The sequence below is a fragment of the Sphingobium sp. CFD-1 genome, assembly GCF_024611115.1.
Lineage (GTDB): Bacteria > Pseudomonadota > Alphaproteobacteria > Sphingomonadales > Sphingomonadaceae > Sphingobium > Sphingobium baderi_A.
Map to the genome: position 1 here is coordinate 98,672 of NZ_CP084398.1, position 26,346 is coordinate 125,017.

Consider the following 26,346-nt stretch of genomic DNA (forward strand, 5'->3'; position numbering starts at 1 on the left):
GTCTGACTTGGGGCTCAGACCTGCTGACGGCCGACAGGGATTTTTCAGGAAATCAGCTTCTCATATCCGGTCTGATCGAGCGTGCAGTCCACGAGTTCGAGGAAGCTCTTTTTCGGGATGCCGAGCTGCTTTGCCATCTGGCCCAACAGATTGTCGCCAATCGTCTTGTGCGACGAGCCATGGCTCATTCGCGTGCGCTTAGCTGTTCTTTGTCCGGACAGGTTATGGTAGATGTATTGGTGATGGTGCGTCTCGTCTTTCACGAAACCCTTGCGGGTTAGTGCCTTGTCGATATCGCTTCGCTCGCGCGTCATTCTTCGATCACCCGGAAGCGCGTAAGCAGAGCCTTTTTCAGGAGCAAAGCGTCCGGCGCGAGTTCAGAGGCAGGAGCCATGGCATAGTTGCGCCAAACCACGTCAAGCTCTTCGAGCACAACGTCGCGCAAGGCTTCATATTGGTCGCTATATGCATCGATACCAAGCGCGGGATCGCTGAAGATGAAGAGGCGGGATTCGTAATCGAACGTCGCCGGGATCGAGAGCGGACGATTCGAGCCGACCCGCTGCCCCCCAGAGGTAAACTCTACGATCGGATCGAGGCGGCTCTCAACTTCACCGATCGAGGTCAACTCGGTGAATGAGGTGATATCGCCGGCATTGTTGAGCTTCGGCCGACCATGCAGCCGCAACCGCTCACGCTTGTTGTGCTCGAGCATCGGCTCAAGCTGAAGCGGATAGTCCATCCGAACCGCTCGGCTCGTACTCGGCTTTATGACGAGGAGCGTTTGAGTAAAATTGATCGATTGAACCCTGCCGACGATTTCCTCTTCGTCAGCTTCGGGCACCGGCCCGGCGCGGAAGCGTTCGATCGCATCGCGAGCACGATCGGCACTGAACGCGAATCGCCCCATTTTGCCGTCCCGCAAGGTAACGCGAAGGCCGCTGCTCGGATCAGGGATAAGGCCCTTGGCGGCATCAGCCAGAAACCAACGCTCCCGAGCGTCGGGCAGCGCAGCAACAATCTTGTCGTCCTCGCCACTGTCAAAAGCCTTCAGCGCCGCCAGCAACTTGCCCCGGGCCACGGCTGTCGCCGAAGTGTGCGCCCCGGATTGGGAAGCAATGTCTATGGGCTGGACGTGACTACCGAACTGTGGAGCGCGGCAGATTACGGCGTATTCCCGCTTCACCTTCGCCGTGGGCTTTAGCCGCTGGCCTAATCCGCGCCCCTCGGCTCGCATCCCAATAATATGGACCATTCGCTGAAGCGCGTTGAGCGACGCAATCACGGCTTCAGCCGGCGCACCCTTCAACTTCTTGATGGGATCACCGTCGAATTTTAGCTGAATATCGTGCTTCTGCTCGTCCATGTCCCGCCCGGCGATCGAGGTCCGATGATCGCACAATTAGTTTGGCAGTTCGTTAATCAAAAATAGCTGCTTCGCCAACTCAAACCGTTCGGACGGGTCCTCGGCTCAAAGCGTCGCGTGGGAACGGCAGCAAAGTCCCAGCTGCCGCAGATCAGCGGCACGCAACGTAGGTTTGGAGGAACGGCCGATTGCGGGATTTGCGCGCGGCACCGTGAACGAAGACCATTGGGGCGCGAAGCGGACCTTTATCCCTGATCATATACCACCGCCTCCTGCACTGCCCATGATAGTTCGGCCGCCGCCGCCAGGCCCTTCACCGACACCGCGGGCGGTACGCGCGCAATGAGCAGCTTATCCAGCACGGCGGGTGCCAGATAGGCCAAATTGCTATTATAGAAGCTCTTATAATAGCAGAATGTCCCCGTCCTCGGCCGTGGTAACCTATCGACCGGTCGGTGCAGGTCAGAAGCCGCGGACCGCTACCTTCGATCTCGACCTGATCCCGGACCCGAGATCGTGGCTTGTGGATCACTTGGGTGAACTGGCCAGTTGCGAGGTGGTGACGGCCCCGGAACTGGCTGCGTGATCGATGCCCCCCGGGGGGGGAGGGTGAAACTTGAGACGGTTCGCAAAGGAAACCGCCCCCGATCCAAAGTTTTTACACCCGCGAGTTAGCGACCGGGGGTCAAAGCGGAAAAATGGCAGAAGTCCGCCGATTTGAGTGGATAGTGCCTGCGAACAGAGCATTACTGATTTCCGCAAAGTACGGAGACTGAAATGACCGCCTCGACCCTGCCGACCCGGAACGGAGCCTGGGGTTTCTACGGCTCGACTGCCGGGTTCACCGATGCGGACGCTGCCTGGTCGATTGCCTTTCCGGCGGTCGCCAAGGCGACGGGAGCCACCGCCGAAGGGGTTCGGGATTTTCTCGACAGCCGACACGGTCGTCACTTCGCCGATGACGTTCACAACGGGCTCCACGCAGGCCTCGGTCTCGAAGCGGCGATCGACGCCGCCATCACCCGCTGGATGGCCTGGACCATCAGCCCAGCCACCTCGGGCGAAACTGGCATCCCCAAAGGTCTACCCTACCTGACCGGCTTTGTGACGCATTTTGAAATTGCAGGCGACCTGACCGGCTGACCGCGTCGGCTAACTGACGATCGTAATTGCCGACTGGGGCCGGGCAGCTCTTAATGGGGCCTTGGAGATCCTAAGCCTCACGGGGCATTCCGCTGCGAAGGATCGCCGGGACGCCGGCTGACCGTGATCGGGCGTTTGAGGCCGATCGCCTCGATGTTGTTGACGATCTCGCGGTGCTGCCGCTTGTTGCGGGCCCGCGGATTGAGCACCGTGATCCGCGAAATTGGGATCATCTCGATCTGCTGGGCATGCATGTCCGGCATCAGGCTGCCTCCACGATGCTGACCGGCGCGGCGATGTCGAAGAGATAGTCGAGCGTGTCAAAACGGTAGGCGTCGAGACTGAGACCGTTTTCCTCGGCCAAGCGCACGCGATCTGACGCCACATCCAGCCGGGGGAACAGGTAGAAATCGAGCGGCGCGCGGTTGTCCGCGTCCATGCGCACCACGATCGTGATGTCGGGCATGAGCGAGGTATCAAAGCGCAGCTTCCAGCGCAGCAGGCCGGTCGGTGTCGGCGTGCAGCGGGCAATGACGATCGACAGGCTGAACTCGTTGTTCACGACGACGCGGTCGGTGGCATGGTCCTGCCAGGCATCGCTGCCCTGTTCGCGCAGGCCTTCAAGCACCTGCCGCAGTATATCGGGGTGCAGTCTGCGCAGGGCCCGGTTGATGGCAATGTAGCGGTAATCCCGGTCCGGGGTGAACCCGACCAGGCCGTAGGCGCGCAGCAGGCTCCCAAACCGGGAGCTGTAGACGGAAACCTGAGTGCTGAATTGGTCTAGATTTAGATGAGAAGCCCTGTAGCCTTGCCCCTTTAGGCTTAAGACTGCGACTGATGACTGCATTGGCAAAATTTCATCACGGCTCACATCATCGATTGGTCTCTTCAATAATCGACCATGTGATTGAAACCAAAATTTTCTACCTCATACGGGGACGAAATGCTTGGCATTCCACTTGGGTAACTCACTACTTCGACAGGTGCATGCACGACACCCTCGCGACAGCAAAGGCCCGGGCAGAAGAGTTGCGAGAACGAGGATCTGTCTTCACAATCCGCGAACAACCTGCCTTGGCGTTTCGCTCCACCGTTGGTGCTGTCCTAGTGACGGAGATCAACACACAAACTCCACTCGCGTCTTGGACCAAGGATTATCGCCGCGAGAAAGCTGACTTTAGGTTGAATCAACAGATCTGCCGGTTGGAGCCGGCGCTTTCAGCAAATAAGAGCATAAAATCGATTATCGATGCATTTCGCGATCCGAATGTTTTTCCGCGCGTTTTGCCTTACCGGTCGAAGAACCTATTCTTGCTCGCCTCGCTGAATCCCAGCGCAGTTATCGAAGACCGCCACATCCGGCTTAAGCAATGGCAATCTACCAGCGCTGGCGCGGACTATTTTCTCAACTGGTCGGAAGGTTTCACTAAAATCAGTGGAAAGGCAGTGCGGCGAGTCGCCGATGCATTGGATGCAAGCATTGTCTGAACTGCATCGCTGCACCTCTGCCTTCCGATCCGTTGAATTGCGCACCTTAAACATCGTCATTGTGTCTGCCCTTGATGTTTCAGCCCCAACCAAGCACGATGGCCCCCATTTTCGCACCGGGTGCTAGCCATGAATAACCAACTGCCGATCGAGATAAACTTGGTAAATCTGCCGAGCCGACGAGAACTCCACCAAAGGCTCGATCGCCTGGCCCTTCCAGCTGATGCCAAGGTCTTGATGGGCAAGCTGCTCGACACGACTGCTGAGGTCGCCGGCCGGGTTATTGAGGTGGGGCGTCAGATCCTCGCGTTCGTGCTTGACCTGTTCAAACGGTATCCGGCGACCACTCTCGGCGCTATCGTCGGGCTCACGGTCACGGTGCTTATCAGTTCAATCCCGCTCCTGGGCGTCATCCTTGGCCCTTTGGTCGGTCCGTTGCTCGCTGCATTCATGATTACCAGTGGTGCGCTGGCAGACATGCGCAACAGCAGCATCGACAAACAGATTGAATTGTTCGGCGCCAAGCTTGATGCGGCCATGGCCCGTGCCTGATTCAGCTGATGCGCCCGAACCGGGCATCGATGATACTGGCATCGATCAGGTTGTATCCGATCCACTGCGGTTCAAGCAGCAACTGCAGATTGGAGAGGAGGCATTCGCCCTGCTTCGCGCGAAGAAGCAGCTTTATACTGTGTGGGAAACTGCCGGTGCTGCCGCCACAGGTGCCGGCATCGCGGGTTCCTCGGTGGTAGCCGGTACGTTCTTTGCACCGACTGGACTGGCGGCCTGGCTTGGCTTGGCCACGGCGGCGACCCCTGTCGGCTGGGTCGTGGCGGCAGCTGTTGTCGCAGGTGGAGGCTACTACGGAGTTTCTCGCTGGTTTTCTGACAAAACCGGCGCGTTCGTCGACACGATCCCCAAGTACATCAATACCCCGATAGATGTGCTGGGGGCTGCGCTAATCGATCTGCTCGGGAGCTTGGCCCTACGGGTTGCCGCTATTGACGGCCAAATCGCTCAAGCTGAACTGGACTGCATCCGCGACCACTTCGTCGAGGACTGGGGGTTCGATCCAGTCTACGTCAGCCGTTCACTCGATGTCCTGGCTCCGCGTGCCACGGATACGCGGGTCAAAGCACTTGCGGCAGACCTTGCGCAATTCCAGGCTGCCAACCCTGATTGCAACGCGCCTGCCATGCAGGCTGAACTGTTGAAGTTCTTGCGTGATCTTATCGCTTCCGACGGCGTCATCGATGAACGGGAGGAACTGGCGATCGAGGCCATTGAGCGCATGTGGCAGGAACAAAACCGGCTGACTCTGGCCAAGGCTGGGGAAGGTCTGGCCGACATGACCAAGGCGGCAGGCTTGGTCGCTGGCGAAGCTGCCAGCGTGATCGGCGGCACCGCTCGCTCGCTGGGTAGTGCTCTTTCCAGCAAGCTCGCGGAAGCCTCTCGCAACCTACGGGAAAAGACGAAATCCTGAGAGAAGCTGCGGGCAGGCGGCCGGCATGCATCATGACGGATCATCGCGGTCTGCATTGCCGATGTCAGCTGCCTCCCATTCATTCATTGACGGTTAGGATCCGGGAGCATACATGGAGGGCAACAACACCCCCCAGGCCTAGAGCTTCGGCTTGCCCAATACCGGGGGGTTACTTTTTGGGGCCTCGTCGAGTATTCGATGGGGCCCCATGCATTTCAACAAGCCTCCAACCACAATCGACGAACAGATTGCCCTGCTGATAGAGCGAGGCATGCAGGGTGACGACGCCCTGATGCGTCGCTGGTTGGAGACCGTCGGCTATTACCGGTTGAGTGCCTACTGGTTGCCCTTCGAGGTTCCGCCTGCGGACGGCCAGACTCGTTCAAAACAGTTTGCTCCTGGCCTGCAGTTTGACACGATTGTCGACATCTACGTTTTCGACCGCAAGCTGCGATTGCTGGTCATGGAAGCGATCGAGCGCATCGAAATCGCATTACGTTCGCGTTGGACAAACCGGTTGGCGCTGGCGCACGGCTCTCATGCGCACCTTGATGTCTCGGTCTTCCAATCCGGCTACGACCATATCGGGTTGCTCTCTGCTCTCGCGAACAGGGCCAAGGACAGCAACGAGGTGTTTGTCGAACATTACCGCCGGAAATATTCCGCGCCGTTCATGCCGCCGATCTGGATTGTCACCGAACTGATGACATTCGGCGAACTCTCGCGATGGTTTGCTGCCACCAGAGACCCGAAAATCAGGGGCGCGGTAGCCAGAGATCTTGGCTTGCCCTCCCGCGAGGTGCTTGAGGGCACACTGCAGCTGCTCGCCTACATCCGGAACATCTGCGCGCATCATGGCAGGCTTTGGAACCGCCATACCGTGAAGCGGCTGCCGTACATCAAGCGTTTCCGGGACGATCTGGTTATCGGGCAGGTGAAGACAGAAAGTGGTATTCAAAACCAGCCTGCAAACCAGATATACAATGCGCTGGTCGCGCTGATCCATATGCTGCGGCATCAAAGTGCGGACACGACATTCCCGGGGCGCGTGGCTGATTTGATCAAAACGCGGTCGGCAGCCAATCAACGCGCCATGGGTTTCCCTGACAACTGGGAAACACGGCCCTGCTGGCAGGGCTGATGGATAAGGTCGAATATCGGTCTCGTTCCCACCGCCATTTACCTCAATGCCATATTGATTTTACTAGATAATTTTTAGTTCAATGCTTCCCGGCCAACATAAAGATGACGGTTTCAGCTAGTTCCCAGCCTAAAAGAAAGGGCGGCAATTAAGCTGCCCCAAAGGTTTTTTGACGATATCGCCCGTGGGTGGAGCTAGACCGGCATCGGTCAGGGCGCGCTGGACTTCCTCCACCGGCGTCGTGAAATCCCACCAGTGCATGAAATAAAGGTCGATATAGACGGTGCCGAGCCGTTGCCCCGGCACTGCAAAATCACAAATATCGAGTGCGCGCCATAGTGCTGTTCGCCAGCACCGCGGCATGAACTGGAACCCTGCCGCCATAGGACCCGATCGAAGCCTCGGGCGCGCCACCCCATTCTTTGATCTGGGCACCACAGCCTCGCACCCGTCCGCGCCAGCGCCCGCGACGGCCGGTAGTGTCTCAGTTTGAAATTTGACGGATCACCTGTCGCATCCGGATCGCGCTTCTACATGCTTGGCGGAAAGCAAGGAGGAGGTAGTGCATCACAAGCGCGGACGATCCCGCAATCAACGGGCAGGGTGTAAGTTCTGCAAGCGATGGAAGGTCAATGGGGTTCGGACCGATGCCTATGAGGGCGAGAAGTTCAGCGATCATATGCGCCGCCAAGCCGCGACAGTGGAGATCGCCCTTGCCTAAAGGCCCTCACGGAGAGAAGCGCCCTGCCGACGTGATCGGCGACGCCATTAAAATCGCCCGTATCGCTACGGACGAGGAAAAGGATGATCGCGAGCCGGTCAAATCAGCCTCTGCTGAACTAGGTAGCAAGGGCGGACGGGCGAGGGCCGCGACATTAAGTGGTGAGCGGAGGCGGGAAATTGCCCGCGATGCAGCTAGGATTCGATGGAAAGATCAAACTCCGGCTCGCTCGGGAAAGAAAGAGCTGAAAGATACGACGCAGGAATGATCCCTTCTTCTTACCGCGTCGGATCAAAACTGCGCCTCTGTCCTCTTTTTTGAATTTTTCCAGATGTTGTTGAAACGCAATTTGCCGGGCGCGGCCGCTGGGCGGATGCTGGGTCTGATGGAACTCATCGACATCCTGGACCACGGGTTCCGATGCTGATGCCGATCCCGCGCAACTCCCTGAGTTATATTAGATGTAACGCAGTCTGATTACCGTCAAGATGGGAGCGTTTCCGCGTCCTATTCCACGCAAAGCGTCATTCTTCATGCATGGCGGTGTGGCACGCCTGAATTCCGCCAACTGGGTGCGATCACCCAACGGTCAGCATGGGTTATATCATGCCATGTCCTATCTGGTGGCACGGAGCAGATCTTCGCTGATGCGCCACAGGCGTTCTGCGCCCGCCTCGTCGCTCGCCGCAGGCGTGAGCGGAGCAAGTCGGCGTTTCGAGAAATAGCCCCCGGTGCCTGGATTGCGCTCCGCTGCAAGCCATAGGATCGTGTCCGCACCTTGTTCGGGTGTCAGGGCAAAGGGTGTTCCAAGGCGATAGATGAGCCTGACGATCGCATTGCCGTGACTGGCGAAGTTACTCTGCACGAAACCGGGGTGGACGGCATTCACGCGGATTCCGATATCGGCAAGGCGTCGGGCCAACGCCCGTGTGAACAGGATGTTCGCCAGCTTGGATTGAGAATAGGCTTTGCCCGGGTCGAACTTGCGCTCCATCTGAAGGTCGTCCCACTGAATGTCCTTGATGAAACGGTGCGCTACCGATGCCACATTGATGATCTGCGCGCCTTCGCCGGCTCGCTCGATGAGGGGCAGCAGCTCTTGGGTGAGCAGAAACGGGCCGAGATGGTTGCCGGCAAAACATTGCTCGAAACCGTCCTGCGTGACGATGCGGCGCGCGGGCGTGCCACCGGCATTATTGACCAGCAGGTGGATGGCGTCGGTTTCTTCCGCAATATCCCTGGCCAGTTGGCGTACATCTCCAATGAGCGACAGGTCGGCGCGCAGCATCGTGAAGCTGCTGCCGGGCGCGGCGGCGTTGATGGCATGTTGTGCTGCAGCAGCCCGGCCGGCATCCCGCCCGACGCCGATCACCCGCCACCCGCTTTTTGCCAATTCGCGGGCGACGACAAGACCTATGCCAGCGCTCGCGCCCGTAACGACTGCCGTCCTGCGTGGTATTGTCGTCATGTCGGTTCTCCCCTGAATGGAATGGGCCGTTTTGGCGCGCTTCGATCAGAAATTGTTATCCTTGAAGGGATCGTCTGAATAGCGAGCTTCGCTGTTTGCCCGGCCTTCGCAGCGCAGCGGTTCGTGATGGCACATGGAAAGAGCGGCTGTGCTGGGGTGCGTTCGCGTTAGTCTGACAGCTATGCATGAGCAGGGGCCGGTCCTGGGTGGATAAAGGACCGGCCGCCAGCCTCATATTACCATTTGAACCCGACGGTTCCCCCAAATGTGCGTGGCGCGGCCTGATATCGCCCGGCCAAGCCGACTGCCGTATAGAGGTTGAACAGGCTTGAATAATAATGGCTTTTGGTCAGATTCTTGGCCCAGATCGAGATTTCCAGCCCATTGTCCAGCTCGACGCCCAGCCTGCCGTTGACGAGGCCATAGCCTTTGAGGGTGGCGAAACGATTATAGGCTTTATAGATTTCGATCCGATGTGCCTGCGTGTCGAGAGGATTCAGCGGATCGGTGCCATAGGTGAGATCCGGCGTATCCTGCCCCATGTTCCGTGACGAGGTATAGGCGTAGCTGAGATTGGCGATCACCGTTCCTCCAGTGAACGGTATTTTCTGAGTGCCCGCAATATTGAACGTCCATTTCGGAGCCTGCGGCACGGCCTCGCCGCTGCGGTCGATGATGCCGTTCCGGCCGACGCCCAGGAATGACCCAGCCTTGTATTTCGACCACAGCCGCGACACGGCGGTCGTTATCTCCATATTTTCCCATGGCAGGACGGTTCCTTCAAATTCGAAACCATATGAACGCACGTCCCCGGCATTCTGGGCGAATTGCGAAATGCGTTGGGTGGCCGAATCGAAGATGTTGACGATGTTCTGCGCGCCATTGCGCCAGACATAGAAGCCCGCCAAATTGGTGCGGACGCGGCGATCAAGAAAATCCCCTTTAAAGCCGACTTCCGCGTCCTTGACCTTCTCCGGCAAATAGGAATCGAAGCCAGGCAATGTCGGACGGGTGTTGAATCCGCCAGCCATCGCCGCGCCGCCGGTCTTGGCATATACAAATTTATTGTCGCCAAATTCATAGTCCACGCCCAGAGTCCAGGCGGGATATTTGAAGCTGCGTCCGACGGGATTGTTGCAATCCGGCCCCAATGGAACCATTCCGGCATTGGGACCAACGCCGCAAACGCCACCAGCAGGCAGTGTGATGGGCGTGAAGGATGGATCGAAGAAGGTTTCCGGCGCACCGGTAATCCCTGACCCGCCATGGCGATTGATGCTGCGCTTGTCCCAGGTATAACGCAAACCCGCGGTAACCCGCAGAGCATCGGTGACGTGATAGTTTCCCTGTGCGAAAACCGCCTTCGATGTCGAGCGGAAATCGGAAAAGTCGCGCGCGGAAGGAGCGAAATTCGCCGTGGCGCCCGGCATCCCGAATGGGGTCAGATCGACATTCTGGAAAGTGAACGATTCGGAGCTTTCCGTGCCTTTTTCCTTGAAATAGAAGGCGCCGACGATCCAGTCCAACTTGCCCGAAGTGCCGGAAAGCTGAAGTTCCTCGCTGAACTGATTTTGCGTATAGTCGGATGCATAAGCAAATGCATCGTAAGGCGTTCCGTCGAGATCGCTGCCGTCACCGGTCTTCGATTCCCGGTAAGCGGTGATGGATTTCAACGCCACATCGCCAAATTGATAGTTTATCGTGCCATAGATGCCGCCGCCGCGATTATAATTTTGTGGGTCCTCGACATTGGGATTGCCGTGAGGGTTGCCATATGTCCGGTAAAAATCGCTGTTCTTCCCGATATATTGCGCGAGATTGGCGGCGCCATAAAGGTTGGCTGCCGCTCCGGTGGGATCGACGCCAACAAGCGCGAAATTATTATAGGTGTCCTTCACCCGCATGATGTCCGCACCGATCGTGACGGTGAGCGGCATGGCATCCGGTTCCCATTTCAGGGTGGCGCGCGCGGTGAAGTCATGATCGAGCTTGGCCGCTCTCACCCCGCGAACCGAATTCTTGCCGAAACCATCGCGCTCGCCATAACGGGCGGCCACTCGCAGGGAAAGCTGGTCCCCCTGAATCGGCAGCGTCGCGGCTCCTTCGATCGATCGGAACTTGTAGTTGCCGAGTGAAGCCCGGACATATCCCGACAATTCGCCATCAGGCTGGACAGTCGTCAGGTTGAGCGCCCCGCCCGTGGTGTTGCGGCCGAACAGCGTGCCCTGCGTCCCGCGCAGCACTTCGGCGGTTGCCAGATCCAGCAGCCCGAGATTGCCGACCATGGGACGGCCATAATAGACCCCGTCCACATAGATACCGACGGCGGAATCGGATGCGGAGTTCGGGCTGTTCTGGGCGTTGCCCCGGATCGCGAGATAGATGAGCGCAGCATTGCCCGTGCCGCCTGATTGCACCGAAAGACTGGGCGTGGCTTCAGCAATCTGGTTTACGGATGCAATCTGGCGTTGTTCCAGCGCGACATTATCCAGTGCGGTCACCGCGACAGGCGTGGTTTGCAGGTTTTCCGTGGTTTTGCGAGCCGTCACGACGATGTCGCGAAGCCCCTGCTGAACGGCGGTCTCTTCCTGGGCGCTCGTATCCTGGGCGATTGCCCCAGTGGCAGCCATAAGGCACGGCGATACTAACGCGGCGGACCGCCACAGCCAACTTACTTTCATGATATCCTCCCTACAAGACTATCGACGCCGACTTTTTGTTACTGTGCCGACGCTGCTGCTTATTATGATCCAAAATTCCACGGTGTATAGTATTTGCGGATATTGTCGGAGAAAAATTGCTGCACAGTGGAGATGGATGAGATCGGCAGATGACCGTCAATCGGTACCTCTTCGCCGGCAACCTGTCACATGAGCGTCGAGGAAATGGTCAGTGCGGCAGAGGATCGGGGGGCGTTTCCGAGGTACGCAAGGCAAATTCCTCCACGCGCTTCCTGATCTGTTCCTGCCGGTAGCTGAGGTCAGCCCGCGGCACTCCTGGTCCGATAATCGCGTCGATGTCCTTCAGTTTCACGACCTTGACCAAATGAGCCGTCGGGTTGCCGCCGGAGGGCACATTCTGCCAGCGTAATTGCATCCATCCTTCGTGCAGGCCGGCCGTGTCGATCCAGTTCGCGACGCCGGGATCCTGCAATGCGACGATGTAGGTATAGCTGCCATCCGGATTGCGCTTTGCCTGGGTTTTGTTGAGGCTGGAGGTCCGCAACACGGTTTCGGGGCGCAAGGTCCAGGGATCGGTCACCTGGAACCCGATATAGTCGGAGCCACCGTCCCACATCGTGATGACGATAGCCTCGTCATCGGCGATCCTGAACCGGCCGCCACCGATATAGCCCCACCCGCCCTCGCTGTCGCGACGCTTGGGCATCACCAATATATTGGGTTCGGGAAAGCCGAGGAAACCATCCTTGAACTTACGCCAATAGTCGACGAAGGCTGGCAGTTCGTCGGCGATGCGGGCGATCAGTGCGATGTCGTTTGCCGCAGGCCTCATTCCCGGTCCCGATACCAGCCGCAGCGACAAGGTTGTCGCCTGCTGTTTCCAGTCCGACCGGCTGTCGCGCGCTGCCAGCAGCAGGCGGCCCGGCTCGACCCGCAGATGGTTGCGGCGACCATTGGCGGGCTTGCTGTCGATAGTTACCCGGAAGGTGCCATCTTGTTCCAGCACGATCTTCTGGTCGGTCAGCGTCGTGAGATGTTTTCCCATGCCCCCATCAAGGCGGGAGACCGATATGTTGAGGCTGAATTGACCGGCTTTGGGCGATCCATAGCGTCCGACGAGCAAATAGCTGCTGTCGCCGTCCAGATAGGATATGCGGTTGCTGTTGTCGGGATTGTCGCCCGCGATCACATCGCCGGGAAACAGGTGGCCGAACCATGTGCGCGGCGTGTTATCCGCCACCCACAGCAAGGCCGGTTCCCTTTGTTCGCCTGTCAGCGTCGTCAGGATGAAATGGCGAATCCATTGATCGAGTACGCGATCGAGCGCCGCTCGGCCGTCTGCCGTCTGCGCGCCGGGGTCGGTCAGCAAAAGCTGCCGCAGTTTTTCGCGCGCCGCCTGGATGGGCGGTGCCGTTTCGATCTGCAACATCCTCTTTTCGGCTGCGATCTGCGCGGGGGTGGCCAGCGGATTGGCGGGAGCGGGCGAACTGGTCATCGTTGCGGCAGCGACCGCGACAGCAAGCAGGATCGACGGCAGCGCATGGCAGCAGATGCGGCCAACCCAATCTTTCGAACGGCGTCCTTTTTGGTACGCGCAGCGGGTTTCCATCGCACGGCACCCTCCCTCTCGATATTCTGAGGCAGGTTATTCCACGTCGTGGAAATTGTCCATGGCCTGCGGCATGAATGCCTGCAAGAAGCATAACCCTAGATAAGTTATTAATATGGAAGATAATCATTCATTCTTTGGGCTGTCCCAACCGCCGCCCAGGACTTGATACAGCGTCACGAAAGCGCTCAGTTGGTCGGCCTGCAACTGGACCAGCCCGAGATCGGCCGAGAGCAGGGTGCGCTGGGCATCGAGCTGTTCCAGATACCCACTATAGCCGGCCTGATAGCGATTGATGGCGTGACGCAGCGCTTCCGCCACGGCGGCGCGTTGCGCCTCGGCAGCGTCCCTTTGCCGTGCGAGGCTGGCCACCCTGGCCAGCGCATCTTCCACTTCGCGAAAGGCGGTAAGGACCGACTTGCGATAGGCGAACGCGGCCTGGTCGCGGCGCGCGGCGGAGGCATCGACATTGGCCCTTAGCCGCCCTCCTTCGAATAGTGGCGCAAGGATGCTGCCGCCCAGGGACCAGATGGTGATGGGGTCGGCTAACTGGCTGTTGAAGACAGCGCTGGCCGAAGCGGATAGCCGCAGGCTCGGCAGGAACTGCTTGCGTGCGACCGACAGCGACGCATCGGATGCGGCCAGGGATAATTCGGCTTGCGCGATATCCGGGCGACGGCGCAGCAGCTGCGAAGGCAGGCCCGCGTCCGGGATGGGCGGCGCCGCCAGTCTTGCAAGAGGCAGGCCCCGTTCGATTGGACCGGGCACGTCGCCGGTCAACAGGCGAAGTCCGTTTTCCGCTTGCTGGATGGCAAGGTGGACTTGCGGCAGTATCAGCGCGGCCGCCTGATATTCGGCCTCGGCCTGCCGCAGTTCGAGTTGCGAAGTATAGCCCGCCTGCGCTCTTGAACGTGCCAGGCGCAACGCTTCGGATCGTGACTGGATCGTCTGCATCACGACCTCGCGCCGCGCATCGAGGCCGACGAGCGTCAGATAAGCTGATGCTGCGGTACTTGCTACGGTGAGGCGCGTCGCATCGCGTGCTGCCGCGCTCGCCAGCCAGGAATCGCGGGCGGCCGAAACCTGATCGTCTATCCGGCCGAACAGATCTATCTCATATGCGGCCTGCGCCGTGGGTTGGCCGGAGGTGCCTTCCGCCGGGGTTCCAAAGGGGCTGACGGAACGGCTGTGCGTTCCCGATGCACTGGCGTCCAGGGTCGGAAATAATTGCGCGCGCGCAAGATCCATCTGTGCCCGCGCCTCGCGAACGCGGGCGATGGCAATGGCGACGTCGACATTGTGGGTCAGGGCAGCCTCGACCACGCGGCTGAGCGCCGGATCGCCGAAGTTGCGCCACCAGTCGGCATTGACCGGCTGGCTGTGGTCCGAAGGCGCTGTCAGTTTGCTGCGCCACCCCTCTGGCGTGCTGACGGCGGCTTCGGGCGGCACGGGACGATCCGGCCCGGCGCAAGCGCTCAGGGTGGCGACGGTCAGAAGAACGAAAGTGCACGCGCGTGTCATTGCGGCCGAGCCCTCGGGCCGGCGGAGGTGTCGACACTGGCCTCGACTGACATGCCCGGCCGCAGCCGCGCATAAAGGGGGTCGCTGCGATCTACTGCAATCCGCACGGTAATGCGCTGGGGCACCTTTACGAAATTGCCGGTGGCATTATCCGACTTGATGACCTGGAATTCGTTGCCCGCCGCAGGAGCGAGCCGCTCGATCCGGCCTTTGATTTCGGCGTGACCGAGGGCGTCGACGCTCATTCGCGCGGGCTGGCCGGGCGTCATTCGCGCGATTTGCGCTTCCTTGAAGTTCGCCGCGACCCACACCACCGGCGGGACGAGGAAAGTCAGCTGCGAGCCGGCCGTGACATATTGACCGAGCCGCACGCCGACTTCGCCGAGCCGTCCGTCCTGCGGGGCGCGGATCACTGTGTTGGCCAGATCGATCTCAGCGAGTTCGAGTGCTGCCTTTGCGGCTTCGACGCCAGCGCGCAGGCCGCCTCGGTTGACAGTGACGGTGCGGACCTGTTCGCGCGCGACGCTGCGCTGCGCCTCGGCCTGCAGGACGGCTGCCTGTGCCTGTTTGAGCGCAGCCAGCGTCTGGTCGCGCTCGCGCACCGAAACCGAGCCTTCGCCGACAAGTTCATCGACTCGCCGCATGTCCGCCTCCGCTCGGGCGAGCTGCGCTCGGGCGCTGGCCACGCTGGCGACCTGTCCGCCGAGCTGGGCTTCGCTTGAGCGCTGGCTCTGCTCACTGTTGTCGAGATTGGCGATCTGGGCGGCCAATTGGGCCTTGGCCTGATCGACCCGCTGGCGATAGATTCGATCGTCGATGCGAGCGAGTATCTGGCCCCGACGCACCTGCTCGTAGTCCTGAACCGTCACTGCGACGACGTAACCGTTCACCTGTGGTGCGATCACTGTAGTCTGGCCGCGGACATAGGCGTTGTCGGTCGTCTGCACGACGGAGGAAAAAGGCCCGAGACCCCAGGCGTAGAGCACCAGTGCCACCCCGGCGACGATGAAGAGGACGGTCAGGATCGTCACCGTGCGCCCAGCCTTGGGAGGCGCCCATCCGCGCTTTGGCTCCGGTCCGGCGGACGTTTGATCCTGGACTTCGACCGGGTCTTGCAGGCGATCCTGCCCTTCGTTCGGGCGTGGCGTCTCGGTCATTGTGCGGCCTTGTTCCTCATGGCGGCCATGGCGGCCAGTTCATTGGCGAGGGGAGATGTCCCCGTCCATTTATAATAGCACCAGCGCGCCAGCAGATAAGCAAAGGCCATCGAAGCCAGCACACCGATCAGCAGGAAGACGTCGTTGAATGCCATGATGTTCGCCTCGCGCGAGACCTGCTGGGCGAGCAGAATGCCGCCTTCGGCCTGAAGGAGCGCGGGATCGCCGAGCGTCCGGGCATATGCCCCGCCCAATTGTTGGAGCCGTAGCGCGACCTGCGGATCGATCGCCTGCATATTCTGGACGAGAACTTCGGAGTGGAAGCGCTCGCGCACGAGCTGGAAGCTACCCAGCAGCGCCGCGCCGCCGATGCCGCCCAATTGCTGGGATATGCCGAAAGTGGCGGAGAAGCTGACGATATGGCTCGGTCCCTTGGCCAGCGCCTGAAGGACGCCGCCCATCATCGTCGGCCCCATGAAATAGATCGCGGCAAATGCGATCATTGCCTGTGTCAGATACAGCTGGCGCGGGCGTGTCAGGTTGCTCGCATCAATGTCGAGGAAGGCTGCTGCCGCGATCAGCGCACAGCTTATCATGATCGGAAGCAACAGATCCTTGGGATTGAGCGTCACCAGGCTGACGATCAGTCCGGCAATCGTGGCCGCCGTGACCATCATATAGAAGCCGACAAGTTGGTCCTGCCCCATGCCGACAACGTTGAGCAGCCCGCTTGCGCCGAAATTCTGTTCCGACAGCAGCACGCGCATCGATGCGGCGACGACGGCAAAGCGGATGATCGCGGCGCTGCCCATCCACCGGGTGTTGAGTAGGGGATTGGCGCGGTTATGCTCAACGATCACCGCCAGACCCACCAGCACGATGGAGCCGGCCAGCGCATAGCCGAGCCAAGGCGTCGTCCACCACTGGATGCGTCCTTGCGCCAATACGGCGCACAGTAGCGCGATGCCGGGGGCGAACAGGAAGAAAGTCAGAAAATCGAGCGGCTCGAACGCTTCGATCCGCTCGCTGGGCGGCAGGCGCAGGATCGAGACGCAGGCCAGGCACAGCAGCGTCAGCCCCAGTTCGAAGATGAAGAGGTTCTGCACGTTGCCATGGATCAGAAGCGCTGGCGAGATCACGCGGGCCAGCGGCAGCGCGATCTGTGAAATGCCCACGCCCAGCACCAGGCCGCCCAGCCGCGCCGAGGCGGGCATGGATTGCATGATATAGAACAGGGCGAGGGTGGAAAGCCCGCTGGCCACAATGCCACCGGCGCCGCGCACCACCAGCTCAAAGCCGTAGCTGTGCACGAAAATCTGAGAAAAATTGAGAACAAGGAAGGCAATGAGAACGATGCGGGTGAAGCGCTGGATGCCGAACTGCTGGCGAAACTTGATGAGCAGCAGGCTCATGCACACGTTCGTCATTGAATAGACGGCGGTCAGCCAGCCCCCCTCTACAGTCGTAAGCCCCAGGGCGCCCTGGATCTGCGGCAGGTTGGCGGTCAGCAGGCCATTGACGAAGCCGCCCGTCAGCCCCAGCAACGCGCCTATCAGGAAATAACCTATGCGCCGGGATGTGGGATGGTCCGGCGTCGCCGGCGAACCAGGCATCATTGGCCGCTCGTGCGGCGCGAACTGATATTCAGATGATTCCGCCCTATCGTTCAAAAGCGACCCTTTTGCCTTGTTACATTCCGGCAATGCTTATCGGGTCGGATTGTTTCTGACTAGGGCGCATAGGCGAATTTGAGGTCATATGGGGAAGAAAGGGGGCGGCCCCCTCCTTTGGCAGGGTTGGCGCGAGGCGTTCGCGCCGAATGCTCAAATGTCGCGAGCCCTTTAGGCCAGTTGATGCAAAAACAATAACCTTCAGGAGGGGCTTATCCATTCAGGTGCAAATTCGGTGCAGGACGGCATCTATACCGGCCCCACCCCTCGCGCAGGCTTTCCGCTGGTTCTGATGTGCGGCATGGCGGGACAATCCCTGCTTTTTTCAGTGCTGGTTCCAGCCCTGCCGCCGCTCGCGGCCGAATTGGGACCGAGCGGCCCCTCCATTGCCCAGTTCACCTTCGCGCTGGCGTCGCTGGGCCTGATATTGTCCGGCTTTGCCGCTGGCATCATCATCGATCGTTTCGGCCCGCGCCTGACTATCGTTGCGGCGTTGGCATGTTTCGCCATAACCGGCGCTCTGCCGGTCCTTACCGTTGCGCCGGTGCCATTGCTTGCTTCCCGGCTGCTGCTCGGTTTCGCGACCGGGATCATGTCAACCACCGCGACGCTGCTGTTGACCACGGTCTATTTCGGGCCGGCGCGCAGCCGCCTTATCGGTTATCAGGTGTCGACAGGTTCCGCCGTGGGACTGACCGCCCTGATCGCGGCGGGCGCCGTGGTGGCGCATGCCGACTGGCATCTGAGCTTCCTGCTCTATCCGCTCTCGATATTGCCTTTTCTGCTGATTGCGATCGTAACCGTGCCCGCTATCCGCACCGAACGGCAGCCGGATGGCGGCCCGGGCGCGGGTGCGACGATCGCGCTGCTATGGCCTATCTATCTGGTGGCTGCACTAATCTTCATGGTGCCGATCGGTATCGGCGCGGAACTGCCGTTCCTGCTCAAGATCCGCACGATCGTCGACCCGCTGGTCGTATCCATCGTGGTGGCCATGACGAGCGTTGGCAGCATGACATCGGGCGCCGCTTTCGGGCGGCTTCAGGCCGCTATCGGCGCGCGCCGTACCTTTGCGCTGGGATTAGCGGTGGGGGCTGCCGGATGCCTGCTCATCGGTATCGGTTCAACATCGCTCGTCATCGGGGCCGGCATGTTCGTGGCGGGCGTGAGCGTCGGGCTGTTTACGGCCTATTTTTGGTTTGCCGTTGCGATGGTCGCGCCGCCGGAACTGCGTGCGCGCGGGCTGGCGCTCCTGTCGTCCGCCCTGTTCCTGGGTGGATTTCTCTTCCCGCTCCCCTTTGGCGCATTGTCGTTTCAATTCGGGCTGCCGGGCAGCTTCGTCGCGATCGCCGCGCTGCTGGCGGCCGGGGCTATCGGCGCGTTGATCGGACGGACCGGGCGGATACTCGTCAACTAGGATGTCATGCCATGATACGGCCGATGCATGTGCCAAAGCCGCAAGCGGCCCCGCCTGTCCAAATACAGGTGTGACCCTTTATCGGCGTCGATCTGATGTGCGCCATCAATAACAGGAGGATGCATCCATGAGCGGAACTTCGGTCAGCTATACTGACAGCGAAGGTGTGGCGTTTACGGGCTATCTGGCGCGGCCGGCCAAACCCAATGGCGCAGGAGTCCTGATCGCGCACAATGCGCCGGGCCTGGATGATCATGAGCGCGATATCGCCGACCGTCTTGCGGGCTTGGGCTATGTCGCGTTGGCGGCGGACTATCATGGTGACGGCGCAATCCTGGGGGGCGAGGCATTGGGCGCCCGCATGGAGATGTTCACTGCCGATCCGGCTCCCATGCGAAGGATATTGGGGGCGGCGCTGGCTCGTCTGGTGAGCGAGCCGGATGTCATGGCGGATCGTGTCGCCGCCATCGGCTATTGTTTCGGCGGATTCGGCGCGCTGGAACTGGCGCGTGGCGGAGCCAGGTTGGCGAGCACCGTGGGGTTTCACGCGCTGCTGCCGTCACAACGGGACGAGGATGCGGCGAACATCAAGGGCCATGTGCTCGTCTGCAACGCGACCATGGACCCCTATGTCTCAATTGACTCCCGTATCGCCTTTGAAAAGGTCATGGATGCTGCTGGTATCGACTGGCGCATGATCCTGTACGGCGGAACCCAGCACGCCTTTACCATTGAAAATGCCGACAAGATCGATATGCCCGGCATCGCCTATCACCCCGCCAATGCACAGCGATCCTGGCAAGCCATGCTCGACCTTTTCGCCGAAACAATCGATCGCAAGGATTGATAGAGGGTCAGGCGGTCGGGAAGCAGTCGGGGGCACTTGCTCCGCGTGGTCCGCCTCCGCTGCCTATGACACTTGTTGCCCACATCGTATCGCGGCACATTGCCGTCACCGGGAGGAATGAAATGGATCTTGGCATAACCGGAAAAGTTGCGCTGGTGACCGGCGGCACGCATGGCATGGGCCGCGTTGTCGCCGAACGGCTCGGTGAAAATGGCGCGCAGGTCGTTGTGGTGGCGCGGGGCCAGGCAGGACTGGACGATACGGTCGCGACCATTCAGTCGCGCGGCGGTGCGGCCATCGGCGTTTCCGCCGATCTTACCGATTTGGCGTCCTTCGACTATATGGTGGAAAAAGCCAAAAAGGCCTTTGGCGCTCCCGACATTGCCATCTTCACGCCTGTTGCGCCTCCGTCGGGTGGTTTCGACGCCTTTGGCGATGAGGATTTCGATGCGGCCTATGCCAATATCGTGAAGGCTTTCGCGCATTTCGCGCGCGCGGTGACGCCTGCGATGAAGGAAAAGCGCTGGGGCCGCATTGTCACGATCGGCTCGGGAGCAGCAAAGTCGCCTGCGCGCGCCTCGATCCTCAACTTCGACTATATCCTTGCCAATGTCGTGCGTCCTGCCGGTCTCGGCCTGAGCCGCAGTCTGGCGGACGAGCTTGGTCCCTATGGGATCACGGTCAACACGGTGCCCCCCGGCTTTATCGACACCGGCGATGCCTATGAGGCGTTCTTCCAGAAATGCGCCGCCGATGCGGGTATGGAATATGATGTGTTCATGAAGGATTTCATGCGCCGCATTCCCGCCAATCGCTTCGGCCGGCCGGAAGAAGTGGGTGCGCTGGTCGCTTTCCTGTGTTCTCAGGATGCGGGCTATATTACCGGCCAGTATATCGTTGTCGATGGTGGCTATATGCAGGCCTATCACTGAGGGCGTTTGAGGATGGATCTACGGATCGCCTAATTCCGCCATGACGGCAGTTCTGCGGCAATGCCATGCTTCGGCTAATCGGGTGTTGGCGCGGAGGACTCCTCGCGTTCGGGAAGCTTGCCCTGATTGATGGCCCAGATCGCCGCCTGCGTACGGTTGTCGACCTGAAGCTTACGCAGGATGGCCTTGACATGCGCTTTCACCGTCGCTTCCGCCACGGCCAGCCTGCTTGCGATATCCTTGTTGGCTTCCCCTGCGGCAAGGCAATGGAGAATCTGGATTTCCCGTTCGGACAGGTCGGGCCTCGCGTCGCGGGCATGCATGTCCTGAAGAGTCGATGGTGGGGCGTCAGCGGCCAGATGCTGGATGATTTCGGAGGGCATGACCTTCATCCCTGTCGCGATCAGCCGGACCGCGCACAATAAAGGTTCCGCCGCCATATGGGTGGACAGCAGGCCGTCTATGCCAATGGCAAATGCCTGCTTTGCAGTGTCGATGTCACAAGCATCGCACAACAGGACAATGCGCGCGGTCGGCAAAGCGGCTCGCAGCGCGCCGCAACGGGGCAGGATGGGGGGCACGGAGGGACTGTCGATAAGGACCATCTGATCGGGGCCGTCCCTCCAGTCCGGGAAATGCGTTTCCACATGGCCGGACAGAACGCGCTCGATAACGAAATCCGCCTCCATCAGGATATGACGCAAACCGAAACTGTCGATTTCGTTGCGACCCCAAATGGAAATGTGAAGCGCGCCGTTCATGACGAACGTCGTCGGGAAACAGCGTCTGGTGGCTGGATTGGCATCTTTATATATCAGGACCGCTCTGGGTTGATGGTGCCAAAAGACTAGCCCACGCATCGGTTCGTCGTGAGCAGACTTCGGCATTACCCCGAATGACAGACAATTTGCCGAGAGCCGCAAAGAGCGGCAGCGGCCGCCCGCGTCCTCCACCCCGCAGCATATGTCCCTTTGCATGCAGCATCATAATGCCAAGGACGTAGCCCCTATGCGCCCGGACGTCGGCCCCAATTGCTTTTGAAGCCGCTCCTGTCCCGGCCCACAATATGCACCGCAATCATTGCGCCCCATCCGTCAGACCAGGGATAGACCATCGTGAACTCCAGAGCAGACATGACGCTTGCCTTGCCTTCGCCCGATGTCCATCCGGGCGCACGTATACCCTCTGGCGGACCGCTTATGGGGCTGGAGCAAATCGCCAATGTCTTCCGCCGAAGACGCATCCTGATATTGGGTATCGTCGCGGTCGTGCTGGCGTCCACGGCGCTTATCGTCTTCACGCAAACGCCGATATATGAAGCGAAAGCCACGCTGCGGATGGACGTTCCGGTCGCGGCCGACGGCAGCGACCGCGTCCAGCAGAGCGCGGAAAGCGAAATGCAGATCGAAACGGAAATCCGCGCCTTGTCGTCGCATGATCTGGCGGCCGCCATGGTCCGGGATCTGGAACTGCTCGACAATCCTGCCTTTTCCGGCCGGAAGATGAGCAAGAGACGCACCGCCCGTGCGTCCCAGTTCCGCATAGACAATGCCGCGGAACAGCTTCTGTCGATGGTGACCGTCCAGCGGATTCCCCATACCCAGCTCATCACCGTGACCGTCCGGTCGCCCCATCCCAAATTCGCCGCCATGATCGCCAACCGCTATGTGCATGTGCGTCAGATGAACAGCATGGTGGATCGTCTGCAGAGACAGGAAGGCATCGTCGCGGCGCTGGCAGAGCGGACGAACAAGGCAGGTGAGGAACTGCGTCACGCGGAACAGGCCGTTGCGGACTATCGCAATGAGCATCGCATGCTGGGTGGAGGCGACAGCACGAACGCGCTGGCCGGCATCACCCAGTTGGCGGCCGAAACAGTGTCCGCCGCCAGTGCGCGCGCCGCAGCCGCGGCAAAGGCGGCTGGCGTCAGTGCCGCGGCCGCGATGCGACCGGGGCCGGAAAGCGCCACCTCTCCCCTGCTGTCCGCGCAACAACAGCGCTATGCCGATCTGATGCAGCGCAAGGCGGAACTGTCCGGCTTTTACGGATCGGGCCATCCCGCCCTTGCCAATGTGCTGGCACAGATCGACGAGGTGAAGCGCACGATGGAGGCTGAACGGGTGCGGGTCCGGCAACGGGCAGCCGCCGACGCGGCGATCGAAGCCTCTCATGAAAGCACGCTCGCGCGCAGCGACGCGCAGGGCGCGGCGGCCCGTGAATCGGTGCTTCAGAGCAATCTGGCCGCGCTTACCACCAAGGCCTATCAGAATAATGAGGCGGGCGTTAAGCTCGCTGAACTGGAGCGCGCCGCGGAAACCCAACGCGGCCTCTATCTGGGGTTGTCCGGGCGTCTCAAGCAATTGGGGGCGGCGCTGGTGTCGGGAACCGGCCTGGTTCTGCAATCGACCGCGCCCATTCCCCAAAACCCGATCAGCCCGACCCCGCGCAAGACGATGATGGCCGCATTGATGGGATCGACCATATTGGCCTTTGGCTGCGCGTTCGTGCTGGAACTGACCGACAGGCGGCTACGCAGTGCGGAGCAAATCTGGCGGCTGTTCGGTCTGGAAAGCTTTGCCATGATCCCGATGCTGCGATCCGGCGTGGAAAAGGACACGGCGGCAAAACTCATAGCCGAACGGCCAAGCTCCCTGTTCGTCGAATCCGCCAGGATGATGCTGACCGAAGTGATGCGGCAACGCCGGGGCAATGGCGCACAGGTGGTGCTGGTCACGTCGCCGCTGCCAGGGGATGGCAAAACCTCGGTCGCCTATAGTCTGGGCGCGGCCGCCATCGCGGCGGGTAGCCGGGCGGCCGTCGTGGAATTGGACCTGTGGCAACGCGCGCCCGCTGCGAATGACGAGCATGAGACCATCGACCTCATCGCTTATCTGCAGGGTGAATCGCGCGTGCGCGGACTGCTCACCCAGGCTTCCAGCCCGACGCAAAATGCCCTCACGGTCTTTGCGTCCCATGAACAGACGCGCGATCCCAGTACCGTTATTTCCTCGTCCCAGCTTGCTTCCCTGTTCGAGGATCTGCGCGCGCGCATGGATCTGGTCGTGATCGATGCGCCCCCCGTTCTGGGGGTGCGCGACGCGTCCAACATGGCCTGTTTCGCGGATGTGAACCTGCTCGTGGTGCGCTGGGGCCATACCACCGTGGAGGAGGCGGCCGACAGCTTGGTGGCGCTACGTTCTCCGGTGGATGGTGTCGTGCTGAATGCGGTCGACTATCCTCGCCATGCGCGCGGGCACTATGGTGATCTGGTGCAGTATTTCAATCGCGCGGGTGCTTATTATGAACGCGACGACGAACTGATTCAGGCCAGCTTCCTCGACAAGCTGAAGGAAAAGATCCGCCGGCCCCGCGCCGCCTGACATTCTGTTCAGGCCGAAGCGGCGGGACGTTCGTCGGAAACGGCGCGGCCGAAGCGGCGGCGTAACGTCCGCTCCATCGCGATCGCGCTGCTGACCGCCAGCACGACATGCGCCACATTCGCGCCCATCGCCCCGATGCGCGGCACGAGCAGCAGCGCAATGACCTGAAAGACAAGGGTCGACCACAGGACGATGTGGAGAACGGACCGTTGCTCGCCCATGGCCAGCAGTGCGGAACGCAGGGGCGCGGCGTGCATGGTGAAAGCCAGCGCCACCATCTGGACGAGCAGCAAAGGATAGGTTTCGGCGAAGGCATGGCCGACGGTCAGTTCGATCAGCCACCGTCCGCCCATCACCAGCACGGCGATGGCGCCGAGCGCGAAGACATCGAGAATGATCTGCACCTGCACTATGGCGCGGCGGAACAGGCTCCTTGCTCCTTCCGCCCATAGTCGCGCTACATCGGGATAGAGCACCGCCTGCACCTGGGCGCAGACCTGCTGCACCACCTTCGCCACCTGCTTCGCCACGAAGTAAAGTCCGGCGGAACGTGGGTCTGAAAGCGCGCCGACAATCAGCACGTCCAACTCCATTGAGCTTGTGCGGATGCTGGTCGACAGGCTGGACGACCATGCAAAGCCCATGATGCCGGGAAAACGCTGCGTTATTCCGCGCATCGGCATACGATGCAGCGCAATCACGCCCTGCCGCTTCAATTCGAACAGGCTAAAGGCAAGGAAAAGCAGCGAGCTGACGATCTGGCTGATCGTCCAGGCGCAGATGAAGAAGATCAGTCCGCCATGCATCCACAATCCGATGGCGCACAATAGGATGCGGACGATGCTGCCGGTCACCTGCACATAGGCGATGGTTCGGAAACGTCCGGCCAGACGCAGCACGGCGGTCGGCATCCCGCTAATATTGAACAGCAATGTGACGGCGTTGATGCACACCAGCAGGACATGGGTGTGATTCATGCCGAGGAGGGGCGCGAAGAGGATCGCGACCAGACTGGCCAGCAGCGCGGCGGCCAGACAGGCTCCAACATCCAGCCACAGCCCGAATGCGAACAGCGCCCGCAAATGCGTCAGCCGTTCCTGACCGTCCTTTGCCACCTGCGCGGCATATTTGATGAGGGGCTGCCAGCTTTCAAACCGCATCAGGCGGTCGAAAACGCGGACATAGCTGATGACAAGGGCCAGGATACCATATTCGATCGGCCCCAGCGATCGCGCCGTTAGCGCAACGCCGACAAGGGCGATCGCGCCGTTGACGCCGTTGCCCGAAAGCAGATGTCCGATATTAATGAAACGTCGCAGGAGCGTGGCATCTTTCCATAGCTGAAGCCGGCCCCGCTTCCGGCTTCCGATATGGTTGGCGGATTGCACACGCGTTTCGTCGTCCATCTTGGGAGATTCCCCCAGTGACGCTGAAAATTACCGCCTGGCCTGATTTTCAGGCACAAGCCGCGATGCGCGGCAGAGGCGGAGCGGCGCGAGCAATGGCTTGAGAAGTGTCACGGGGCATGGACAACATCTTGTCGTCATCATAGGCGACCAGTCCGCGTTGCACCGCCCAGATCGCGGCCTGTGTGCGATTGGATACGCGCAGCTTCCGCAACGCGGCTTTCACATGCACCTTCACAGTGGCCTCGCATATGCCAAGGCGGCGGCCGATGACCTTGTTGGCGGCGCCGGAAATGAGGAGCTGAAGAACCTCCACTTCCCGGTCCGAGAGATTGACGTCCGAAAGATTGACCGACCATCCCATCGGATAGGGGCGTTGCCCCAGGCTGGTGGCCATTTCCGAAGGCAGAACTTTTTCGCCCGATGCGACCAGTCGCAACGCGCCAACCAGCGGTTCCGTCGATATTTCCTTGATCATATAGCCATCGACACCCCAGCGAAATGCCTGAACGACTGTGTCGAAGTCGAAATGATCGGCGAGCAGGACGATCTTGGCGTGAGGATACATCATCTTGACCTGCTCGCAAAAGGCTATCCCTTCGCCCGCATGACCATCATCAATCATTACAATGTCGTTTATTTCGTCATCTGATAGGGTTGATTTTATCTGGCAGGGGTCACTTACCGCGCAGGTTACTGTAAACCCGTGATCCAGTAATATGTGATTGAGTCCCTCCCGGAGTATCCCATTCTTACTCAGAAGAACCACTTTGATACTTTGAATCATTGTATCTCCCTTTCGTCAGGACTTGGGTTTCATGGATCATTATGTGCGATCCAAGACCGGTGCGACCCAATTCTTTTCAAGCAGGAGTTAGCTCTTTAGGGCGGTCAATGTGCGCGCAGAGTAGGCATT

At 60.3% G+C, this 26,346-nt stretch carries 24 protein-coding genes and 1 pseudogene; 10 read left to right on the forward strand and 15 right to left on the reverse strand.

Going from position 1 to position 26,346, the window contains the following annotated elements; all coding sequences use genetic code 11:
* Positions 1-44 precede the first annotated feature (44 nt).
* The 3 genes from LDB26_RS00480 to LDB26_RS00490 form a co-directional block, all read right to left on the reverse strand.
* Entirely contained in the window at positions 45-314 is a 270-nt protein-coding gene (locus tag LDB26_RS00480) for a hypothetical protein (RefSeq protein WP_257539697.1), read from the reverse strand.
* Entirely contained in the window at positions 311-1,366 is a 1,056-nt protein-coding gene (locus tag LDB26_RS00485) for a hypothetical protein (protein ID WP_257539699.1), read from the reverse strand. Before LDB26_RS00485 ends, LDB26_RS00480 begins: the two co-directional genes overlap by 4 nt.
* Before the next feature lie 245 nt (positions 1,367-1,611).
* Positions 1,612-1,749: a hypothetical protein gene (locus LDB26_RS00490; protein WP_257539701.1), complete on the reverse strand. Its 138-nt coding sequence runs from the start codon at positions 1,747-1,749 to the stop codon at positions 1,612-1,614.
* Positions 1,750-2,143: 394 nt separating this feature from the next.
* On the opposite strand from LDB26_RS00490, the gene LDB26_RS00495 reads away from it, so the two are divergent.
* Positions 2,144-2,509: a hypothetical protein gene (locus LDB26_RS00495; RefSeq protein ID WP_257539703.1), complete on the forward strand. Its 366-nt coding sequence runs from the start codon at positions 2,144-2,146 to the stop codon at positions 2,507-2,509.
* A gap of 98 nt (positions 2,510-2,607) precedes the next feature.
* Here LDB26_RS00495 and LDB26_RS00500 read toward each other — a convergent pair.
* Together LDB26_RS00500 and LDB26_RS00505 are read right to left on the reverse strand one after the other, a co-directional pair.
* Positions 2,608-2,772, reverse strand: a pseudogene (locus tag LDB26_RS00500) (chromosome partitioning protein ParB); the annotation flags it as partial.
* Positions 2,772-3,380, reverse strand: coding sequence for a recombinase (locus tag LDB26_RS00505; RefSeq protein ID WP_257539705.1), 609 nt, complete (start codon positions 3,378-3,380; stop codon positions 2,772-2,774). The pseudogene LDB26_RS00500 and the gene LDB26_RS00505, both read right to left, overlap by 1 nt.
* Positions 3,381-3,496: 116 nt before the next feature.
* On the opposite strand from LDB26_RS00505, the gene LDB26_RS00510 reads away from it, so the two are divergent.
* The 4 genes from LDB26_RS00510 to LDB26_RS00525 all read left to right on the forward strand — a co-directional run bounded on the left by LDB26_RS00510 (position 3,497) and on the right by LDB26_RS00525 (position 6,621).
* Positions 3,497-3,997 (forward strand): hypothetical protein, encoded by a 501-nt coding sequence (locus LDB26_RS00510; protein ID WP_257539707.1) that lies wholly within the window; start codon positions 3,497-3,499, stop codon positions 3,995-3,997.
* A gap of 129 nt (positions 3,998-4,126) precedes the next feature.
* Positions 4,127-4,549 (forward strand): hypothetical protein, encoded by a 423-nt coding sequence (locus LDB26_RS00515; protein WP_257539709.1) that lies wholly within the window; start codon positions 4,127-4,129, stop codon positions 4,547-4,549.
* Entirely contained in the window at positions 4,542-5,480 is a 939-nt protein-coding gene (locus tag LDB26_RS00520) for a TerB family tellurite resistance protein (RefSeq protein WP_257539711.1), read from the forward strand. The genes LDB26_RS00515 and LDB26_RS00520 overlap by 8 nt, the downstream gene beginning before the upstream one ends.
* Before the next feature lie 208 nt (positions 5,481-5,688).
* Positions 5,689-6,621 carry an Abi family protein gene (locus tag LDB26_RS00525; protein WP_257539714.1) on the forward strand — a complete coding sequence of 311 codons (933 nt, stop codon included), beginning with the start codon at positions 5,689-5,691 and terminating at the stop codon, positions 6,619-6,621.
* 129 nt (positions 6,622-6,750) lie between these two features.
* Here LDB26_RS00525 and LDB26_RS00530 read toward each other — a convergent pair whose 3' ends face one another.
* Positions 6,751-7,005, reverse strand: coding sequence for an aldo/keto reductase (locus tag LDB26_RS00530; RefSeq protein WP_257539716.1), 255 nt, complete (start codon positions 7,003-7,005; stop codon positions 6,751-6,753).
* Positions 7,006-7,373: 368 nt separating this feature from the next.
* Here LDB26_RS00530 and LDB26_RS00535 point away from each other — a divergent pair, with 368 nt between their 5' ends.
* Positions 7,374-7,610, forward strand: coding sequence for a hypothetical protein (locus tag LDB26_RS00535; protein ID WP_257539718.1), 237 nt, complete (start codon positions 7,374-7,376; stop codon positions 7,608-7,610).
* Positions 7,611-7,958: 348 nt separating this feature from the next.
* Here the strand turns inward: LDB26_RS00535 and LDB26_RS00540 are convergent, their stop codons facing one another.
* The 6 genes from LDB26_RS00540 to LDB26_RS00565 form a co-directional block, all read right to left on the reverse strand.
* Complete coding sequence (locus LDB26_RS00540; RefSeq protein WP_257539720.1) at positions 7,959-8,810, reverse strand: SDR family NAD(P)-dependent oxidoreductase; 852 nt, start codon at positions 8,808-8,810, stop codon at positions 7,959-7,961.
* Between the two features lie 236 nt (positions 8,811-9,046).
* Entirely contained in the window at positions 9,047-11,491 is a 2,445-nt protein-coding gene (locus LDB26_RS00545; RefSeq protein ID WP_257539722.1) for a TonB-dependent receptor, read from the reverse strand.
* A 208-nt stretch (positions 11,492-11,699) separates the two neighbouring features.
* Positions 11,700-13,100, reverse strand: coding sequence for a hypothetical protein (locus LDB26_RS00550; RefSeq protein ID WP_257539724.1), 1,401 nt, complete (start codon positions 13,098-13,100; stop codon positions 11,700-11,702).
* Positions 13,101-13,226: 126 nt separating this feature from the next.
* Positions 13,227-14,621 (reverse strand): efflux transporter outer membrane subunit, encoded by a 1,395-nt coding sequence (locus LDB26_RS00555; protein ID WP_257539726.1) that lies wholly within the window; start codon positions 14,619-14,621, stop codon positions 13,227-13,229.
* Complete coding sequence (locus LDB26_RS00560) at positions 14,618-15,778, reverse strand: HlyD family secretion protein (protein WP_257539728.1); 1,161 nt, start codon at positions 15,776-15,778, stop codon at positions 14,618-14,620. Before LDB26_RS00560 ends, LDB26_RS00555 begins: the two co-directional genes overlap by 4 nt.
* Positions 15,775-17,394 (reverse strand): MFS transporter, encoded by a 1,620-nt coding sequence (locus LDB26_RS00565; RefSeq protein ID WP_257539730.1) that lies wholly within the window; start codon positions 17,392-17,394, stop codon positions 15,775-15,777. The genes LDB26_RS00560 and LDB26_RS00565 overlap by 4 nt, the downstream gene beginning before the upstream one ends.
* Before the next feature lie 289 nt (positions 17,395-17,683).
* On the opposite strand from LDB26_RS00565, the gene LDB26_RS00570 reads away from it, so the two are divergent.
* The 3 genes from LDB26_RS00570 to LDB26_RS00580 all read left to right on the forward strand — a co-directional run bounded on the left by LDB26_RS00570 (position 17,684) and on the right by LDB26_RS00580 (position 20,644).
* Positions 17,684-18,865, forward strand: coding sequence for an MFS transporter (locus LDB26_RS00570; protein WP_257539732.1), 1,182 nt, complete (start codon positions 17,684-17,686; stop codon positions 18,863-18,865).
* A gap of 127 nt (positions 18,866-18,992) precedes the next feature.
* The gene (locus LDB26_RS00575) at positions 18,993-19,712 is read left to right on the forward strand and encodes a dienelactone hydrolase family protein (RefSeq protein WP_257539735.1); all 720 of its coding nucleotides are present in this window, start codon (positions 18,993-18,995) and stop codon (positions 19,710-19,712) included.
* Between the two features lie 122 nt (positions 19,713-19,834).
* Complete coding sequence (locus LDB26_RS00580) at positions 19,835-20,644, forward strand: SDR family oxidoreductase (protein WP_257539737.1); 810 nt, start codon at positions 19,835-19,837, stop codon at positions 20,642-20,644.
* A 74-nt stretch (positions 20,645-20,718) separates the two neighbouring features.
* Here the strand turns inward: LDB26_RS00580 and LDB26_RS00585 are convergent, their stop codons facing one another.
* A complete protein-coding gene (locus LDB26_RS00585) occupies positions 20,719-21,405 on the reverse strand; it encodes a response regulator transcription factor (protein ID WP_062062965.1) in 687 nt (228 codons plus the stop codon).
* A gap of 354 nt (positions 21,406-21,759) precedes the next feature.
* On the opposite strand from LDB26_RS00585, the gene LDB26_RS00590 reads away from it, so the two are divergent.
* Positions 21,760-24,024: a Wzz/FepE/Etk N-terminal domain-containing protein gene (locus tag LDB26_RS00590; RefSeq protein ID WP_257539740.1), complete on the forward strand. Its 2,265-nt coding sequence runs from the start codon at positions 21,760-21,762 to the stop codon at positions 24,022-24,024.
* An 8-nt stretch (positions 24,025-24,032) separates the two neighbouring features.
* On the opposite strand, the gene LDB26_RS00595 is transcribed toward LDB26_RS00590, so the two are convergent.
* Both LDB26_RS00595 and LDB26_RS00600 read right to left on the reverse strand, forming a co-directional pair.
* Positions 24,033-25,430, reverse strand: a complete 1,398-nt coding sequence (locus LDB26_RS00595; RefSeq protein ID WP_257539742.1) for a lipopolysaccharide biosynthesis protein — start codon at positions 25,428-25,430, stop codon at positions 24,033-24,035.
* 49 nt (positions 25,431-25,479) lie between these two features.
* Positions 25,480-26,001, reverse strand: coding sequence for a response regulator transcription factor (locus tag LDB26_RS00600; RefSeq protein ID WP_257539744.1), 522 nt, complete (start codon positions 25,999-26,001; stop codon positions 25,480-25,482).
* Positions 26,002-26,346: the final 345 nt, after the last annotated feature.